We start from the raw sequence: 16,831 nt of genomic DNA, 5'->3' as shown, positions 1-16,831 counted from the left end.
AACATCAGAGGTCTTTATGAGCAACCTGTTTGCCGGAGCACAAAACCTAGGTAAGTCCTTTATGTTGCCGATTGCCGTCCTGCCTGCGGCAGGCCTGCTATTGGGATTCGGTGGCGTGTTCACCAATCCGGTTACTCTCTCGACCTATCCAGCCCTCAACAGTGAAGTGATTCAGGCGATTTTTACCGTCATGAAGCTGTGTGGCAGCGTGGTCTTTGATAACCTTTCACTGCTGTTTGCTGTAGGCATTGCCGTTGGTATGGCCCGTAGTGATAAAGGTACGGCAGGCCTTGCGGCAGTTCTGTGCTATATCGTGATGAACAAAGCCATCAATGCATCACTTCTGTTGTCCGGAACGCTGGCAACAGATAATCTGGCCGCAGTCGGGCAGGCGAGTGTGATGGGGGTAACCACCCTTCAAACGGGTGTAATGGGTGGGATAATGAGCGGCCTTCTGGCCTTTTGGGTCCAGAAAAGGTTCGGTAAAACGGAGTTGCCAAACCTGTTGGCCTTTTTTAGCGGCTCCCGTTTTGTGCCTATCGTCAGTTCCTTCTTTGCTATCTTCCTTGGTGTGGCATTGTTCTGGGTTTGGCCTCCTATCCAGACTGGCATTACCCATCTGGGTGGCCTGGTTGAGAAGACCGGTTATATCGGAACTCTGTTCTACGGCATGATCCTCAAATGCCTTATTCCTCTTGGCCTCCATCATCTGTTCTATTTACCTTTCTGGCTGACCAGCGTCGGCGGTGAGCAAATGGTTGATGGACATCTGGTACAGGGCACGCAGAAGATCTTCTTTGCTCAACTAGCCGATCCCTCAGTGACTCAGTACTACATTGGGGTATCCCGCTTCATGGCCGGACGCTTTGCGGACTTCATGTTTGGTCTGCCGGGTGCCGCACTGGCTATCTACCATTCAGCCCGTCCTGAGAACAAGAAAAAAGTGGCCAGCCTGATGCTGTCCGCCGCGCTGACTGCGTTTGTCACCGGTATCACGGAACCGCTGGAATTTGCCTTCATGTTCTGCGCACCGCTGCTTTATGGCGTGCACATTGTGCTGACCGGTGTGGCGTTTATGTTCACCCACATCCTGCAGATCACGGTCGGACAGACATTCTCCGGCGGACTTATCGACTTCCTGCTGTTTGGTGTCCTTCAGGGTAATGCCAAAACCAACTGGCTGCTGATGCTGCCACTCGGTGCCGTGATGTTCTGCCTGTACTACTTCTCTTTCCGTTTCCTTATCAAATGGCGTCAGTTGAAAACACCTGGCCGTGAAGATGAAGCTGACGATGAAACTCCGGTTGTATCTGTCAGTGGTAATGAACGTGCTGCGGGGATCGTGCAGGCGCTGGGCGGACGGGAAAATATTGTGGATGTAGATTGCTGCGCTACCCGTCTTCGTATCACGGTCAAAAACCCGCAAAACGTAGTTGTGGAGGCCTTTAAACAACTCGGCAGTCGTGGGGCATTTATCCGTGGAGAGGGGGTTCAAGTGGTCTACGGGCCGCACGTGACTCTGATTAAAAACGAAGTCGAAGAATTTATCGGTTCATAGAGAAGAGACGTCTTATGAAAGCTGTAATGCTGATGTTTGATACGCTGACGCGTAACCATCTCGCCCCTTATGGGGGCGATGCTATCACCCCGAACTTTACCCGGCTGGCCCGCGAGTCTGCGCAGTTTGATAATTTCTATGTCGGCAGCATGCCCTGTATGCCGGCCCGGCGTGAACTGCACACCGGACGTTACAATTTTCTGCACCGCAGCTGGGGGCCAATGGAGCCGTTCGATTTCTCCACGTTCCAGGCGCTGAATCAGGCTGGCGTTCACACCCATATGGTGACTGACCATAAACACTACTGGCGTGATGGTGGTGCAACCTATCATACCCGTTACTCCACTTTTGAGTTTATCCGCGGTCAGGAAGGTGATTGCTGGAAAGGTCAGGTTGAGAAACCTGCGATCAAATGGCAGGGCATGGAAGATGAAGAAACCCTCCGTCGTCGCAGCGGGCGTATGACCCAGGATCTGATCAATCGGGCAGCGATGCCGACTCAGGAAGAGCACTTTACTCACCGTACCATCAGTGCCGGTCTCGATTTTCTGGAAACCAACAAAGATCAGGATAACTGGTTCCTACAGATCGAATGCTTCGATCCCCATGAGCCATTCTTTGTTCCTGAGAAGTACCTTGCGCAGTATGGCTGCATGCCTGATGAATTTGACGGATGGGTACCATATTACTGCGGTGCCCCCGGTGGCAGTGATGATGAAAAAGTCCGCAAATTCTACCAGGCGTTGATTACCATGTGCGATGACTACCTTGGCCAGGTAATGGACAAGCTGAAAGCGCTGGGTCTGTGGGAAGACACGTTGTTCATCGTCTGTACCGACCATGGTTTCCTGCTCGGCGAGCATCAGTGGTGGGGTAAGAACATCATGCCGGTGTACAACGAAATCGCGAATACGCCGTTTTTTATCCGCGATCCACGTTGTAAAGCCGAAGGTGTTCGCCGTAGCGCGCTGGCGCAGACAGTCGATATTCCGGCGACGTTGCTGGAGTATTTCGATGTGCCACGCCCACCCTCCATGACCGGTAAACCGCTACGCCCGGCGGTAGAAAATAATACCTCGGTACGGGACTATGCGATGTTTGGTTACTTTGGCGGCCATATCAATATCACCGACGGCAGCTATGTCTATATGCGTTGTCCGCGGGAGGAAGGGAAGGGAAATCTGTATGAATACACCCTGATGCCGACCCGAATTGACAGCATGTTCAAAGCGAGTGAGCTGCAGAACATAAGTATCCATCCTGGCTTTGATTTCACTCAGGGCGCGCAGATCATGCAAATCCCCGCCACCTTCAGCTACCTGAATCCATGGCGGTTCGGGGATAAACTCTTCGACCTCAAAACCGATCCGCAACAGATGCGTCCACTTCACGACAGCGAGCGGGCGTTTCAGTATGCTCAGGCGATAATCGGAATGATGCAGTTGCATGATGCACCACCGGAACTGTATGCCCGCTTCGAATTGGATCCCCTGTCACCCGAGCGGGAACTGGCCTTCGCAGAGCGTTGGACCAGACAGGCGATGTGCGTCGGGAAAGAGTATCGCTGCGAGCATCATGGTGTGAATGAAGCGTTACGTTTTGTCATCAGTGCAGCTAAGGAACTGGGTTTATCTCAGGACGAACTCCTGAAGCATTTTCCTGCCAGCCATTTATTGACAGCAATGGATATCTTCACACTGATTGACGTCTGCTTTACCGGAGATAAGCATAAAGCGCTGGTTTATCAGACTCGATTGTTGCTGAGGACAGAGTAACCATGAACGATTGGCAACTTGAAAACGGTCGCTATCGGGTCACGGTGAAAGCAGTTGGTGGTGAGTTATCCCGAATTCGGGACAAACTTAGTGGCCGTGAATGGCTGTGGCAACCCGTACCTGGTGTCTGGAACAACTCGGCCACCCAACTGTTTCCTGTCGTCGGTGCGCTTGTTCATCAAGGGATCTGTGTGGACGGTCAGTTCCTGCCGCTGCCGGCACACGGCTTTCTACGCCAACAGACATTTGATTGTATTGAGCAGGGAGAAAGCCTGTTGCTGCTGGAGGCGCGAGCTAAACCTGACACCCTGAGTGTGTGGCCGTGGCGCTGGCGGGTTCAGCTACGGCTCATGCTGCATGAAGACGGGCTCAGTGTGTCACAGCGAGTCTTCAATGATGACCGCCAGCCATTCTGGTATTCCATCGGTTGGCATCCCGGGTTTGCATTGCCTGTTGCCTGCGAATCAGGCTGGCATTTACGGTTTGGTAATAATGCCGTCAAAGGACCATTTCCAACCCATAACCGAACGCTGGTTACGGAAGGTAAAAGTCAGACAACGACTTCCTTTCCACTGACAGAGGCATCATTCCGGGATGGTGCCATTTACTTTGGTAACTGCGGGCAGCAACAAATCAGCGTCTGCTCACCTGTTGGAAAAACCGTCATGACGCTTGAAATGGTTGAACATGATTGGCTGGCGCTCTGGAGTATTCCAGGCGTTGACCTGCTTTGTATTGAGCCGCTTGCCGGGACGACCGATGCGCCCGATTTTGATGGTTATGCAGAGAATAAACGCGGAATACGCCAGCTTGCGCCGGGCCAGAGTCAGGAATTCAACGTAAGACTGCGCTTTGCGGTAGACGCATGAGCGGGGGATTGACAGAATACCCGTTATTTTTCATGCAAAAGGGTCAGGTGCAGCAATGAGCGTGAATCGCGAAAATGTGCGGGTATATATCAGTAATGTACTGGGCGGGCTCGGAGAAACTGACCAGCATATTGCCCGATTTATTCTGGAGCAACCTGCGACAGTTGCGCAGACGCCGGTACGTAAACTGGCGGAAGCGATGTCAGTCAGCGAAGCGACGATTGTACGCTTTTGCAAAAAAATTGGTTATACCGGACTGCTTGAGCTGAAAGCGGCCCTTAAACGTGAACTGTTGGATGAGCGCGAACAACTGCTGCCAACGTCACCGGATATCTTCCTTGATGATACCCGCAATGATGTGGCGCAGAAGATTGCCATGACGGTGGAAACTACCCTGAATGAGACTATTGGCCTGCTGGACATGAAAGTGGTCAATCCGGTGGTCGAGAGGTTTTTGACGGCCAACCGCGTCCTGTTTGTCGGGTTTGGCGCTTCTGGTCTTTCGGCAATGGAAGCTCGTGACAAGATGAATCGTCAGGGCATCGACTCTGAAGCCTACACCGACCGTTTCACCATGACGCTGAAACTCACTAACCTTAAGCCCGAAGATCTGGTGGTGGCCTTTTCACACTCCGGTGAAACACCGGAAGTGGTCAATGCCTTCCGCCTGGCCAAAAAAGCGGACGCGCATTGTCTGGCCATTACTCACAGTCCACAGTCACCGCTGACCGAGCTGGCTGACACCTGGCTGCTGACCAGCGGCTGTGCGGGCCCCTACCAGGGCGACTCAATCGCCACCCGCATGTCACAGCTGTTTATGATCGAGTTTTTATGCACGGAAATCACCCGCCACAACCTGCGCGACAGCTCATCGACTGGACTTTCGATTAAAGAATTGCTGATAAAAGAAAGGATTAAACGTGAGTCTACAGGATAACACTCAGTCAACACACCCAAGGGGAAAGTGGTGGCTTGCGGGGAAAACCCCGGATTACCGTTTTACGCTCGCCAATGAGCGCACATTTCTGGCCTGGATCCGTACTGCTCTGGCATTGATGGCGGGCGCTGTTGGTATCGAGCAGTTTTCCCCCCAGTTATCCTCTGCCGAACTGCGTACGAGTATCTCAACGCTACTCCTGCTAGCGGCTTCGGCCATGGGGTTTATGGCATGGCGACGCTGGCGGCAGAATGAATATGCCATGCGTCTTGATAGCAATTTACCCTACACTCGCGCTCTGGTCATTCTGGCTGCACTTATGATTTTACTCGCAATATTGCTGGGAACGTTACTGTGGCAGGGAAGATCATAATGAATAGAGATCCGGGCCTGCAACCGGAGCGTACACACCTATCCTGGTGCAGAACCGGTTGGTCGATGCTTGCGCCGGGTTTACTGTGTCTGCGGGGCTGGAGTCATACTGGTAATGTACTGTACATATCGGCTGGGATGCTTTTGCTGGGCGGGGCGCTGATGATGTTTTGTGGCGTCACTAAAGGTCGGCATAACACTGTTTCTCTGATTATTGTTGTATCCGGGACTCTGCTCGTACTGATGCTTTTCTCTTAGTCGGTATCTAAGAATGCCATGACAATGGCCCGTTACTATCAGCTGTTTTTTCCCCGTTTAGAGCAGGCTTTTTGCTTTTCTGCGTTTGAGTACGCGGCCTGACAGTGCCTATATAAAAAAGCCGGGCACTGGCCCGGCTGGATCTTATCTCGTTAGCGGAACGGCGGCTCGTTGAAGGTACGCAGCTTACGCGAATGCAGGCGGTCGCCTTCGGCACGCAGCAGGTCAATCGCGCGGATGCCTATCTGTAAGTGCTCGGAAATTGCCCCTTCATAGAAACGGTTAGCTTGTCCCGGCAGTTTTATCTCACCATGTAGCGGTTTATCCGAGACGCAAAGCAGCGTGCCGTAGGGAACGCGGAAACGGTAGCCCTGTGCGGCAATGGTCGCGCTTTCCATATCAATCGCCACCGCGCGACTTAAGTTAAAGCGCAGTGATGAAGCGGAATAGCGCAGCTCCCAGTTACGGTCGTCGGTCGTCACAACCGTGCCGGTACGTAGCCGCTGTTTAACCTCTTCTCCCGGCATACCGCTGACCTGTTTGGTTGCGTCATACAGCGCGCGCTGGACTTCTGCGATGCTTGGAATAGGAATATCCGGCGGCAGCACGGCGTTAAGCACGTGGTCGTCGCGCAGGTAAGCGTGCGCCAGCACGTAATCACCAATCGACTGACTCTCACGCAGGCCGCCGCAGTGGCCAATCATCAGCCAGACATCCGGACGCAGCACCGCCAGGTGGTCGCAGATGTTCTTGGCGTTCGATGGACCGACGCCAATATTGATTAAGGTGATCCCCTGGCCGTCTTTGGTTATCAGGTGCCAGGCTGGCATCTGATGCTTCTTCCACGCCAGATCGGAAATGGCTTCTTCCGGCGCTTCGGTGTCGGCGGTGATCCAGATCCCGCCTGCGCAGGAGAGAGAGACATACGGGCTGTCCGGGTCGAGAATTTGGCTGCAGCCCCAGCGCACAAACTCATCCACGTAGCGGGTGTAGTTGGTGAACAGGACAAACGGCTGGAAGTGTTCAACCGGCGTACCGGTGTAGTGACGTAAACGCGCTAGCGAAAAATCGACCCGGCGGGCATCGAAGTGCGACAGCGGATAAAACTCCGTCGGGTGGGTCAGACCGTCCGCCGTTTCATCGCCAATTTGCGACAGCTCGGTGGTTGGGAAGAAGCGGGTCAGATCCGCGCTCATTGAGCGATCGAGATTCAGGCCATCAATCACATACGGGAAAGGGATTTCATGTTGTGAAGCGCCGACTTCAATATGTGCGTCATAGTCTTCATGCAGCAGCGTTAGCTGCTCCAGCAGGTAGCTGCGAAAGAGCCCCGGCTGCGTAATGGTGGTGGTGTAGCAGCCGGAGTGGGTAAAACGACCAAAAGCACGGGTTTTTTGTGCTTTGTGGGCGCTGCCGCTCCAGGAAACCGATAGCTGGGGATAGACAAATAATCCGCTGGCTCGCGCCTCGACGCTGGGCAGAGAACGATCGTCAATGAACAGGCGAATGGCATCGCGTAATGCTTTTACCGATTGATCGTATAGCGCCTGGAGCTGGTCCAGCGCTTGTTCAGGGGTCAGACTCACGCCCGTATTACTCATCGTTCGCTCCTTGTGTCAGATCTGCAGCTTTTCCCGATAGTATGCCAGCGGATGATGAAACAAAAGCGTTTGCCGGTTCCAGCATAACAACTGATTAACCTTTGACCGTCTCATGAATAAAGCAGGTAAATGCAGCGCCTCAGGCTAAAAAAGCTATAATTAACCGATATCTGCCGTGAATGAGGAAAGGGACATGGGACCTCGTGTAAAACTATTGTGTGCGCTCGCCGTGGCGTTGGGCTGCCAGAGCGCGCTGGCCGTGACGTATCCACTTCCCCCTGAGGGGAGTCGTTTGGTGGGCAGCACGCTAAACATCACGGTGCCGAAAGATAACCACCTGCCGCTGGAGGCCTTTGCGGCTCAGTATGGGCAGGGATTGAGCAACATGCTGGAGGCTAACCCAGGCGTTGACGTATTCCTGCCGAAATCAGGATCGACCCTGGTGATCCCGCAGCAGCTGATTTTACCCAACACGGTCCGCCAGGGTATTGTGCTCAACGTGGCTGAAATGCGCCTTTATTACTATCCGCCGGGAAGCGGTACCGTGGAAGTGCTGCCTATCGGTATTGGCCAGGCTGGACGCGAGACGCCGCGTAACTGGGTGACGAGCGTTGAACGCAAGCAAGAGGCACCTAGCTGGACGCCAACGGCCAATACCCGCCGTGAATACGCCAAACGTGGTGAGAGCCTGCCTGCCTTTGTACCGGCAGGGCCGGATAACCCGATGGGGCTTTACGCCATCTATATTGGGCGGCTGTACGCCATTCATGGGACTAACGCCAACTTTGGTATCGGGCTGCGCGTTAGCCAGGGGTGTATCCGCCTGCGTAATGACGATATTAAATACCTGTTTGATAATGTCCCGGTAGGTACCCGGGTGCAGATTATCGACCAATCGGTGAAATACACTACCGAGCCGGACGGTAGCCGCTGGGTTGAGGTACATGAACCGTTGTCGCGTAACCGCGCAGAATATGAATCGGATAACAAAGTTCCGTTGCCTATTACCTCCGCACTGCGTAGTTTTACCCAAGGGGCAGGGGTTGATGTGAATCGTGCTAAGGCAACGCTGGAGCGACGCTCCGGTATGCCGGTGAATATCAGCACGTCGCATAACGCATTGTAATCTTGTGACAGCATGCAGCCTGAAGCCCGCCTGAAGCGGGCTTTTTGCTATGGTGAGCACCAGTCTGCTGATGCTGCTGATGTTATAAAGGAGTGTGAAATGAGTGAAGTGGTGAACTGGGGCGTGCTGGGGTACGCGCGAATCGCGAAAAACTCTATTATTCCTGCCATTAACCGGGCCGGGAATGCTCGCGTGTATGGAGTGGCCTCGCGTAACAAAGCCGAGCTGCCGTCAGGAGAGTGGGAGCAAAGCTATGACGATTACGCCGCGCTGCTGGCTGATGATGCCATTCAGGCGGTTTATATTCCATTACCGAACTCATTGCATAAAGAGTGGGTTATTCGGGCGCTGGAAGCGGGTAAACATGTGCTTTGTGAGAAGCCAATCGGTTTAACGGCCATCGAGGCGCAGGAGATGCAGCAGGTCGCCGTCAGGCAGAACCGGTTACTGATGGAAGCCTTTATGTATCAGTACACCGACAGGGTGCGGGTAATAAAACAGGTTATCGACAGCGGCGAGCTCGGTGAGATTCGCCATATCAACGTTTCATTCCGCTTTCTTCTCGATCGCCCGAACACCATTAAAATGCAGCCCGCGCTGGGCGGCGGCGCGCTGTACGACGTCGGTTGTTATCCGGTGAATTTTGTTGGCCTGGTAACAGAACGTCTGCCGGTGAAGTGCAAAGCGCTGTGTGAAACGCAAGAGGGAGTGGATACCAACCTTTCGGCGCTGCTGCAATATGCTGATGGCCTGATTGCCAATATTCACTGCGGTTTTAACGCTTTTGGCCGTAACTATGCGGAAATTATTGGTACCAAAGGCATGCTGTGCATCGATAAGCCTTTCCTCGATGATGCCGGAACCTTGTATCTGCATATGCCGGATGGGGTTCGCGAACTGCCGGTCAGTGAGTCCGATCGTTACCAGGCGGAGATTCGCCATTTCTCCAGTGCGGTGCTCAATCAGCCGTCAAGACTCATTCCACTGGAAGAGACCATCCGCAATATGCAGGTGCTGGATATGATCCGCGCGGCGTTGTGATGCCCTGAAACATAAGAAAGCCTGCCGAGTGCAGGCTTTTTACTTTCAGAACGGGCTCGGATTGCGGGCTGTGACGGGGTTTCCGCTCACGGGATGGACAAAATTAAGCGCATTGGCATGCAGCATCAACCGTGGCGTTTGCTGTGTACCCGGCAGCAAGAGACCGCCGTAAAGGTCACAGCCTAAAATCGGGTGCCCGAGATACTGACAATGGATTCGGAGCTGATGAGTGCGCCCGGTTTCAGGAGTCAGCTGAACTCGCGTTAACGGCAGCTTTGCTCCATTTTCCAACGTCTGATAGACGCGCTCCAGCACCTGATAACGAGAGCGTGCGGGTTTACCGCTGATGGCGCAAATCGCCATACGTGGAAACAGCGCCGGGTCTTTAGCAATGGACGCGTCAATTAACCCTTCATCATCGTCAAGATGCCCACAAAGCAGCGCGCTATAGCCTTTTTTGACCGTACGCTGGCTGAACTGCTGGCATAGTGCGGCGTTGATCGCTTTATTGCGGGCAATCACCATCAGCCCGGATGTCCCGAAATCAAGGCGATGCACCAGCGTGCAGCCGGGAAATTGCTGTACCAGCCGGTAGTGGACTGAGTCGAGATTTTGCGGATTTTTCCCCGAAAGGCTGAGAAGCCCAGCGGGTTTATTGATCAGCAGCAGATGCTCGTCCTGATAGAGGATCTCGATTTCGTCATGGCACGGTGGAGCAATAAAAGTATCGACAATCGTAGACATCAGGCGGCCAGAAGAGTGGAGTGGGTTCGGATCATAACGAATTCTGGCGTAAGGGTCAGCTTATAAAAATAGGGTTGGCTGAGTGCAAAAAATATCCGAATGCAGAAAAGCAAAAAGCCCGCTCGAAAGCAGGCTTTTTAAATTTGGCTCCTCTGACTGGACTCGAACCAGTGACATACGGATTAACAGTCCGCCGTTCTACCGACTGAACTACAGAGGAATCGTGTGAACGAGGCGCATATTAACGATGTCACCCTGGCTTGTCAAAGGGTGAAAAGCGCTAATAAGTTCGTTTGCTGACAATTTCAGCAATCTGTGCGTAATTGCTGGTTTTTTAGCTGATTTGCACCGTGAAAGTGCAGATTTACCCCTTATGGGGCAGATCGCAATCTTCTGACTGGGGTGAAAAAGCGCGTCAACGATAGGTTTATCGCGGTTTTAGCGCTATTTCGAAAACTGGCAAGCATCTTGCAACTACTTCGATTACTTAACGCCAGCGTGGCAAAGAATCTCAATCGGAGGCAAAAATGAACTTCAGACGACTGAAATATTTTGTGAAAATCGTCGATATCGGCAGCCTGACCCAGGCGGCAGAAGTGTTGCATATTGCGCAGCCAGCGCTGAGCCAGCAGGTGGCGACTCTGGAAGGGGAACTCGATCAGCAGCTGTTGATTCGCACTAAACGCGGCGTCACGCCGACTGAGGCGGGCAAAGTGCTGTATACCCACGCTCGCACGATTCTGCGCCAGTGTGAGCAGGCGCAGCTGGCGGTCAACAACGTCGGGCAGACGCTGAGTGGCAGCGTGTCCATCGGCCTGGCGCCGGGGACGGCGGCGTCTTCGATTACCATGCCGCTGCTGCAGGCTGTGCGTAATGAACTACCGGATGTGCTGGTTTATCTGCACGAAAATAGCGGTACCGTGCTGAATGATAAACTGCTCAATAACCAGCTGGATATGGCTGTGCTTTACGATCGTGCGCCGCTGGCCGGTATTGTTAGTCAGCCGTTGCTGAAAGAAGACCTTTATCTGGTGGGCACCAGCAACTGTCCGGGGCAGAGCGTTGATCTTACTGCGGTGGCCGAGATGAACCTCTTTTTACCTCGCGACTACAGCGCCGTGCGCGCTCGGGTGGATGAAGCCTTCTCGCTGCGTCGCCTGACGGCGAAAATCATCGGTGAGATTGAGTCAATCTCAACGCTAACCGCCGCCATTGCCAGCGGTATGGGCGTGACGGTTCTGCCGGAGTCGGCGGCACGATCGCTGTGCAGCGCAGCCAACGGCTGGATGGCGCGGATCACTACGCCATCGATGAGTTTACCGCTGTCGCTGAACGTCTCAGCGCGTGGGCAATTGACCCCGCAGGCGCAAGCGGTGAAGGAAATCCTGATGTCGCTGGTGAGCCGACCGATGCTCGATAACCGGGAATTACTGCTGGTTAGCTAAGCTTATATTCCATTCAGATATAAGTTGCTGGTTTTTATTATTTGTTCGCGAAGGCAACAGACTTTAACAATAGTGCAATGTCTGATTGACCCGGAGGGAAGCGTGAACTTCCAGCAACTGAAAATTATTCGTGAAGCGGCGCGGCAGGATTACAACCTGACCGAAGTAGCCAATATGCTTTACACATCGCAGTCCGGCGTTAGCCGACATATCCGCGAACTCGAAGAAGAGCTGGGGATTGAGATCTTCATTCGACGCGGAAAGCGTTTATTAGGGATGACCGAGCCGGGTAAAGCGCTGCTGGTGATAGCCGAGCGTATTCTCAATGAGGCCAGCAACGTGCGCCGTCTGGCCGATCTCTTTACTAACGATGCATCAGGCGTACTGACCATCGCCACCACGCACACCCAGGCACGTTACAGCCTGCCGCCGGTTATCAAAGCGTTCCGCGAGATTTTTGAGGACGTCCGCCTGGAGTTGATTCAGGGGACGCCGCAGGAGATTGACGCGCTGCTGCACAGCGGCGGCGCGGATATCGGCATTGCCAGTGAGCGTCTGAGTAACGATGCTACGCTAGTGGCTTTCCCCTGGTTCCGCTGGCATCACAGCCTGCTGGTGCCAAAAGATCATCCGCTCACCCAGACTACGCCGCTGACCCTGGAGGACATCGCCCGCTGGCCGCTGATTACCTATCGACAGGGGATAACCGGTCGGTCGCGTATTGATGAAGCCTTTAATCGTAAGGGGTTAACACCGGATATAGTGCTGAGCGCGCAGGACTCAGATGTGATTAAAACCTATGTTGAGCTGGGGCTGGGGATTGGGCTGGTGGCGGAACAGTCGGGCGATGCGCAGGAGTCCAGCAGCCTGGTACGGCTCGATACGCACCACCTGTTTGATGCCAACACCGTTTGGCTGGGGTTAAAACGCGGTCAGCTCCAGCGAAATTATGTGTGGCGTTTTATTGAATTGTGTAATGCCGGCCTCTCTCTGGAGGAGATTAAACGCCAGGCGATGGAGCTGGAAGAGAACGTTCTGGATTACCAGATTTGATGTCGAGCCCCGGAGATAGAAGGGGCATACTCAACGGCGCACCACAGTGCACCCCAGCCTGAGAGGGCTGGGATCGCCGAATAATCGCAAAACGGTTATACCCGACGGCCAAATTTTCTTGAGCCCGCGACGCACAGAATGACCCCCAGCGTGACCGCCAGCATCAGTGGACTCACGCTTTCGTGCAAAATTGTGGCCGATAGCGCCAAACCGAAAAAGGGTTGTAACAACTGCAACTGACCCACGGCAGCAATGCCGCCTGCGGCGAGTCCCTTATACCAGAAGATAAATCCTATCAGCATACTGAACAGGGAAACGTAGCCCACTGCGAGCCAGGCCGCGGCGGAGAGAGTGCTCAACGCCGTTGGGCGCGTGATGAATGTGGCAACCAGCATCAAGGGGAGCGAGATAATCAGCGCCCAACTGATAACCTGCCAGCCGCCGAGCGTTCGCGTCAGGCTGGCACCTTCTGCGTAACCCAGGCCACAGACAACCACGGCGGCGAGCATTAGCAAATCACCGGTGAGCGACACTGAAACATTTTGCTTCAGGGCAAATCCCACCACGAAAAGACTGCCTAGCACGGAAAAAATCCAGAATGCAGGGTGCGGGCGCTCGCCGTGGAGGACGACGCCAAAAATGGCCGTCGTCAGCGGCAGCAGGCCGAGAAACACAATGGAGTGCGCGGAGGTCACGTGCTGTAAGGCAATCGCGGTCAACAGTGGAAAACCGATAACCACCCCGAGTGAGACAATGATTAATGGGCGCAATTGCGCGGGCTGCGGGCGCTTTTGGCGGAAACTGACGATCAGTAAAATGGCTAGCACGCCGGCTATCGAGGCGCGTAAAAAAGTGAGAAAAAACGGGCTCATCTCCAGCACCGCAATGCGGGTCGCTGGCAGTGAACCGCTGAAAATTACTACCCCCAGCAGGCCATTTATCCATCCGCTGTAGGTGCCAGATTTTATCTTATCTACCGCTGCATTCACCACGTTAACCCCATCGTTGAGTCATCAAAAAAGCAATGCTAAGTTGTGGTAACTAATACAATCAAAAAATTGTCATGGATACATGTCATGAAAGCTCGCTATAAAACAATCGTCGACAAATTTGCCCGCACCATCCGCTCCGGAGAGCTGGCGGCAGGGCGGCGATTACCCACCCATCGACGTCTGGCGGCGGATGAAGGTATCTCTCTTGCCACGGCGACCCGCGTCTATGCTGAACTGGAAGCGATGGGGTTGGTGAGCGGGGAAACCGGGCGAGGGACATTTGTCAGAGAAACAGCCCTGCCCGCCGGGCACGGGGTAGACCAGCAGGCGGTAGCGGCCAACGTGCGCGACCTTAACTTCAATTACCCCACGCTTATCGGCCAGGGCGAACAGCTGCGAGACGCCCTGCGGGAACTCTCTGCCGCCGGGGATCTTGAATCGCATCTACGTTATCAGCCCCATGCCGGACGGTTGAGTGAACGTGAGATTATCGCGGGTCATCTGGCAGGTAATGGCTTTACGCCGAAGGCTGAGCATGTCCTGATTGTGAACGGTGCACAGCATGGCCTGACGGTGACGGTGATGGGATTACTCCGGCCGGGAGATGTTGTGGCGGTGGATGCATTGACCTATTCAGGATTTAAGGCACTGGCTGAGCTTTATCACCTTGAGTTGATTGCCATTCCCAGCCGTTCTGATGGTCCCTGTCTGGACGCTCTCGCCCGCCTTTGCGAGCAGCGGGATGTGCGTGCGCTGTATACCATGCCAACGTTACACAATCCCCTGGGATGGGTGTTAACCCCGGCGCAACGTCAGCGGTTGGCGGCAATAGCCCGTCAGCACGACCTGTTGATTATTGAAGATGCGGCTTATGCCTATCTGGTTCGGCAGCCGCCGCCACCGCTCACCTGCTACGCGCCCGAACGAACGGTCTATATCACCGGTTTTTCAAAAAATGTGGCGACGGGGCTACGAGTCGGCGTGGTGGTGTGTCCTGATGAGCTTAAACCGGCCCTCGAAAGAGCAATCAGGGCCACAACCTGGAATACATCTTCACTGGTTAGCGCGTTGATCTGTGGCTGGATCAAAGACGGGACCGTCTCGCGGTTTGAAACGCTGAAGAGGCAAGATGCACACTTGCGCCAGTCTGTGGCGCGTGAAGCTTTTCACGGCTTGCCGTACGTGGGGCATCCTGACGCCTATTTTCTCTGGCTACCGCTGGCAGATGAGTCCCGGGCGGATCGCGTGGCGAGCATGTTAATGGACAAGCAGATTTCGGTTTCAACGGCTGAGCCGTTTTGCGTTTCGGCTAATGTGCCGCAGGCGATACGTATTGCTTTAGGGTCAGTGTCGATGGTCGAGCTGCAGAATGCGCTGCGCACGGTACGGGATGTGATTGAATTCGAGCAGTACGGGCGATAAAAAAGCAAAAAGCCCGCTTAGTTTCCTAAGCAGGCTTTTCAAATTTGGCTCCTCTGACTGGACTCGAACCAGTGACATACGGATTAACAGTCCGCCGTTCTACCGACTGAACTACAGAGGAATCGTGTGAACGAGGCAGATACTACTGTTCCTCGATATTTGTGTCAACACTAAAATTAACTTGCTGATTCAATTGGCTGAATTTAACCCAACTTGTTGTTTTAGTGTACTGTCGATGGATTTTCATCCTGTTGGCTATTATCGCGTAACCGCTGGAGCGGATCCTGGCGATAGAAGCCGCAGAAACGCTGCCACAGCGCCGGGAAGCGCGGGGCGAAAAGCTCGGGGGCGCTGAAAAAATACTCAGAGAGCACTGCAAAACATTCTGCGGGGTCAGTTGCAGCATAAGCATCGATACTGGCCGCATTTTCTCCCACTAAATCAATCTCATCCTGAATATTATTCATGGCGGCGTGCAGATCGTGCTCCCATCCGGCAACGTCACGCAGCGGAATAAACGGAACGCCGCTGGCGCGATCGCCGTTGCGAGTATCCAGTTTATGCGCCACTTCATGAATAATCAGGTTGAAGCCGGAAGCATCGAAGGAATCCTGAATGTCCAGCCAGTTCAGAACGATAGGGCCCTGCTGCCAGCTTTGCCCGGACTGCACGACGCGCTGATTGTGAACCAGACCGATATCATCTTCCCATTCGTCATCGACGACAAACGGGGCAGGGTAGATCAGTATTTCATGAAAACCGTCGAGCCACTCGAGACCAAGTTCCATAATGGGGAGGCAGAACAGGAGCGCAATGCGCGCTTCGGTTACGGGTTCAACGGTCAATCCCTGCAAGAACACCAGCCGTTTTTGTTGTAGAAAACGCTCGGCAAGCTGAACCAGCTTCACCTGTTCATCGTTAGATAACGTGGCTAACAGAGGTATGGCCAGGGCGTGCGCCCACGGCATATCTGTTTTCTCAGCGGTATCGCTTGCTTTCCAGGGCCATTTAATCATCGTTTTGCTCGCAAACTCGTCACTTGAACGCAATTGAAGAGACTGGGACTGTTAAAATGCCAAATAACCTGGCATGATGGCAACCATCAAAACGGAGAGATGCCGGAGCGGCTGAACGGACTAGTCTCGAAAACTAGAGTAGGGGCAACTCTACCGGGGGTTCAAATCCCCCTCTCTCCGCCAATTTCAACAAGTTACACCCCCCAGTCGCTATTGACTATTCCCTTATCAAAACGTTTGTAGAATATTTTCGTAACCCCCAACCGTCACTTCATTCTGTCTGCAATTGTGATATTGAACACAGGAATACTCCGTGTTTGTCGCATTTATGTCATAGAACCCGCGGTTATGTACATTTTCTCAGCAACAAGACTTTTCCCGCATTGTCGGCTTAACGCCCAAAAAACATCGGCAACGACACAATCAACCGCAGACAGACCTTAAATCATGGGGAGAGGCAGGCCTGGGTGACTTATTGCTGTGACCCAAGCCGATTCGACCTCTTCACTAAATGCACTGCGGATTCTGGCCCGTGCCGGTGGCCTGGACAGTGACGTATCGTTTATTTTTAAACAAGACTGCGGTTTTTTTATGTCCATTGGCGGTGATGCTGCCAACTTAC

General features: G+C 53.7%; 15 protein-coding genes and 3 tRNA genes. 12 read left to right on the top strand and 6 right to left on the bottom strand.

The annotated features are described in order from the left end of the window. Positions 1-16 precede the first annotated feature (16 nt). From LZ634_RS20635 to LZ634_RS22780, 6 genes are read left to right on the top strand one after another with little or no spacing between them, the layout of a single operon-like run. Positions 17-1,558, top strand: a complete 1,542-nt coding sequence (locus tag LZ634_RS20635; protein ID WP_234508564.1) for a PTS transporter subunit EIIC — start codon at positions 17-19, stop codon at positions 1,556-1,558. Positions 1,559-1,572: 14 nt separating this feature from the next. Next, positions 1,573-3,333: a sulfatase gene (locus LZ634_RS20630; protein ID WP_234508561.1), complete on the top strand. Its 1,761-nt coding sequence runs from the start codon at positions 1,573-1,575 to the stop codon at positions 3,331-3,333. 2 nt (positions 3,334-3,335) lie between these two features. Then, positions 3,336-4,202: an aldose epimerase gene (locus tag LZ634_RS20625; protein WP_234508559.1), complete on the top strand. Its 867-nt coding sequence runs from the start codon at positions 3,336-3,338 to the stop codon at positions 4,200-4,202. Positions 4,203-4,257: 55 nt separating this feature from the next. Further along, on the top strand, positions 4,258-5,139 hold the full coding sequence (locus tag LZ634_RS20620; RefSeq protein ID WP_234508557.1) for a MurR/RpiR family transcriptional regulator: 882 nt from the start codon (positions 4,258-4,260) through the stop codon (positions 5,137-5,139). Next, positions 5,123-5,512: a YidH family protein gene (locus LZ634_RS20615; RefSeq protein WP_234508555.1), complete on the top strand. Its 390-nt coding sequence runs from the start codon at positions 5,123-5,125 to the stop codon at positions 5,510-5,512. Before LZ634_RS20620 ends, LZ634_RS20615 begins: the two co-directional genes overlap by 17 nt. Continuing rightward, positions 5,512-5,769, top strand: coding sequence for a DUF202 domain-containing protein (locus LZ634_RS22780; protein WP_072277050.1), 258 nt, complete (start codon positions 5,512-5,514; stop codon positions 5,767-5,769). Before LZ634_RS20615 ends, LZ634_RS22780 begins: the two co-directional genes overlap by 1 nt. A gap of 152 nt (positions 5,770-5,921) precedes the next feature. Here LZ634_RS22780 and LZ634_RS20610 read toward each other — a convergent pair whose 3' ends face one another. Further along, positions 5,922-7,370 (bottom strand): AMP nucleosidase, encoded by a 1,449-nt coding sequence (locus tag LZ634_RS20610; RefSeq protein ID WP_234508553.1) that lies wholly within the window; start codon positions 7,368-7,370, stop codon positions 5,922-5,924. 193 nt (positions 7,371-7,563) lie between these two features. Between LZ634_RS20610 and ldtA the strand changes: the two genes are divergently transcribed. Continuing rightward, entirely contained in the window at positions 7,564-8,496 is a 933-nt protein-coding gene (gene ldtA / locus LZ634_RS20605; protein ID WP_234508551.1) for a L,D-transpeptidase, read from the top strand. A 99-nt stretch (positions 8,497-8,595) separates the two neighbouring features. Continuing rightward, a complete protein-coding gene (locus LZ634_RS20600; RefSeq protein WP_234508549.1) occupies positions 8,596-9,537 on the top strand; it encodes a Gfo/Idh/MocA family protein in 942 nt (313 codons plus the stop codon). 45 nt (positions 9,538-9,582) lie between these two features. On the opposite strand, the gene LZ634_RS20595 is transcribed toward LZ634_RS20600, so the two are convergent. Further along, positions 9,583-10,281: an RluA family pseudouridine synthase gene (locus tag LZ634_RS20595; RefSeq protein ID WP_234508547.1), complete on the bottom strand. Its 699-nt coding sequence runs from the start codon at positions 10,279-10,281 to the stop codon at positions 9,583-9,585. Positions 10,282-10,425: 144 nt separating this feature from the next. Then, positions 10,426-10,501, bottom strand: a tRNA-Asn gene (locus LZ634_RS20590). Positions 10,502-10,808: 307 nt separating this feature from the next. Between LZ634_RS20590 and nac the strand changes: the two genes are divergently transcribed. Continuing rightward, entirely contained in the window at positions 10,809-11,726 is a 918-nt protein-coding gene (nac, locus tag LZ634_RS20585; RefSeq protein ID WP_234508545.1) for a nitrogen assimilation transcriptional regulator NAC, read from the top strand. Positions 11,727-11,828: 102 nt separating this feature from the next. After that, complete coding sequence (cbl, locus tag LZ634_RS20580) at positions 11,829-12,779, top strand: HTH-type transcriptional regulator Cbl (RefSeq protein ID WP_234508543.1); 951 nt, start codon at positions 11,829-11,831, stop codon at positions 12,777-12,779. Between the two features lie 95 nt (positions 12,780-12,874). Here cbl and LZ634_RS20575 read toward each other — a convergent pair whose 3' ends face one another. Then, positions 12,875-13,771: a DMT family transporter gene (locus LZ634_RS20575; protein WP_234508541.1), complete on the bottom strand. Its 897-nt coding sequence runs from the start codon at positions 13,769-13,771 to the stop codon at positions 12,875-12,877. A gap of 84 nt (positions 13,772-13,855) precedes the next feature. Between LZ634_RS20575 and LZ634_RS20570 the strand changes: the two genes are divergently transcribed. Continuing rightward, entirely contained in the window at positions 13,856-15,193 is a 1,338-nt protein-coding gene (locus LZ634_RS20570) for a PLP-dependent aminotransferase family protein (RefSeq protein ID WP_234508539.1), read from the top strand. A gap of 45 nt (positions 15,194-15,238) precedes the next feature. Here the strand turns inward: LZ634_RS20570 and LZ634_RS20565 are convergent. After that, positions 15,239-15,314 (bottom strand) — tRNA-Asn (locus LZ634_RS20565). 100 nt (positions 15,315-15,414) lie between these two features. Beyond that, a complete protein-coding gene (gene mtfA, locus LZ634_RS20560) occupies positions 15,415-16,209 on the bottom strand; it encodes a DgsA anti-repressor MtfA (protein WP_234508537.1) in 795 nt (264 codons plus the stop codon). A 93-nt stretch (positions 16,210-16,302) separates the two neighbouring features. On the opposite strand from mtfA, the gene LZ634_RS20555 reads away from it, so the two are divergent. Continuing rightward, positions 16,303-16,392 (top strand) — tRNA-Ser (locus LZ634_RS20555). Positions 16,393-16,831: the final 439 nt, after the last annotated feature.

This window comes from Kluyvera intermedia (genome assembly GCF_021440345.1).
GTDB classification, from domain to species: domain Bacteria; phylum Pseudomonadota; class Gammaproteobacteria; order Enterobacterales; family Enterobacteriaceae; genus Kluyvera; species Kluyvera intermedia_A.
The sequence above is the reverse complement of the archived record's forward strand: the minus strand, read 5'-3'. Positions and strand labels throughout refer to the sequence as shown.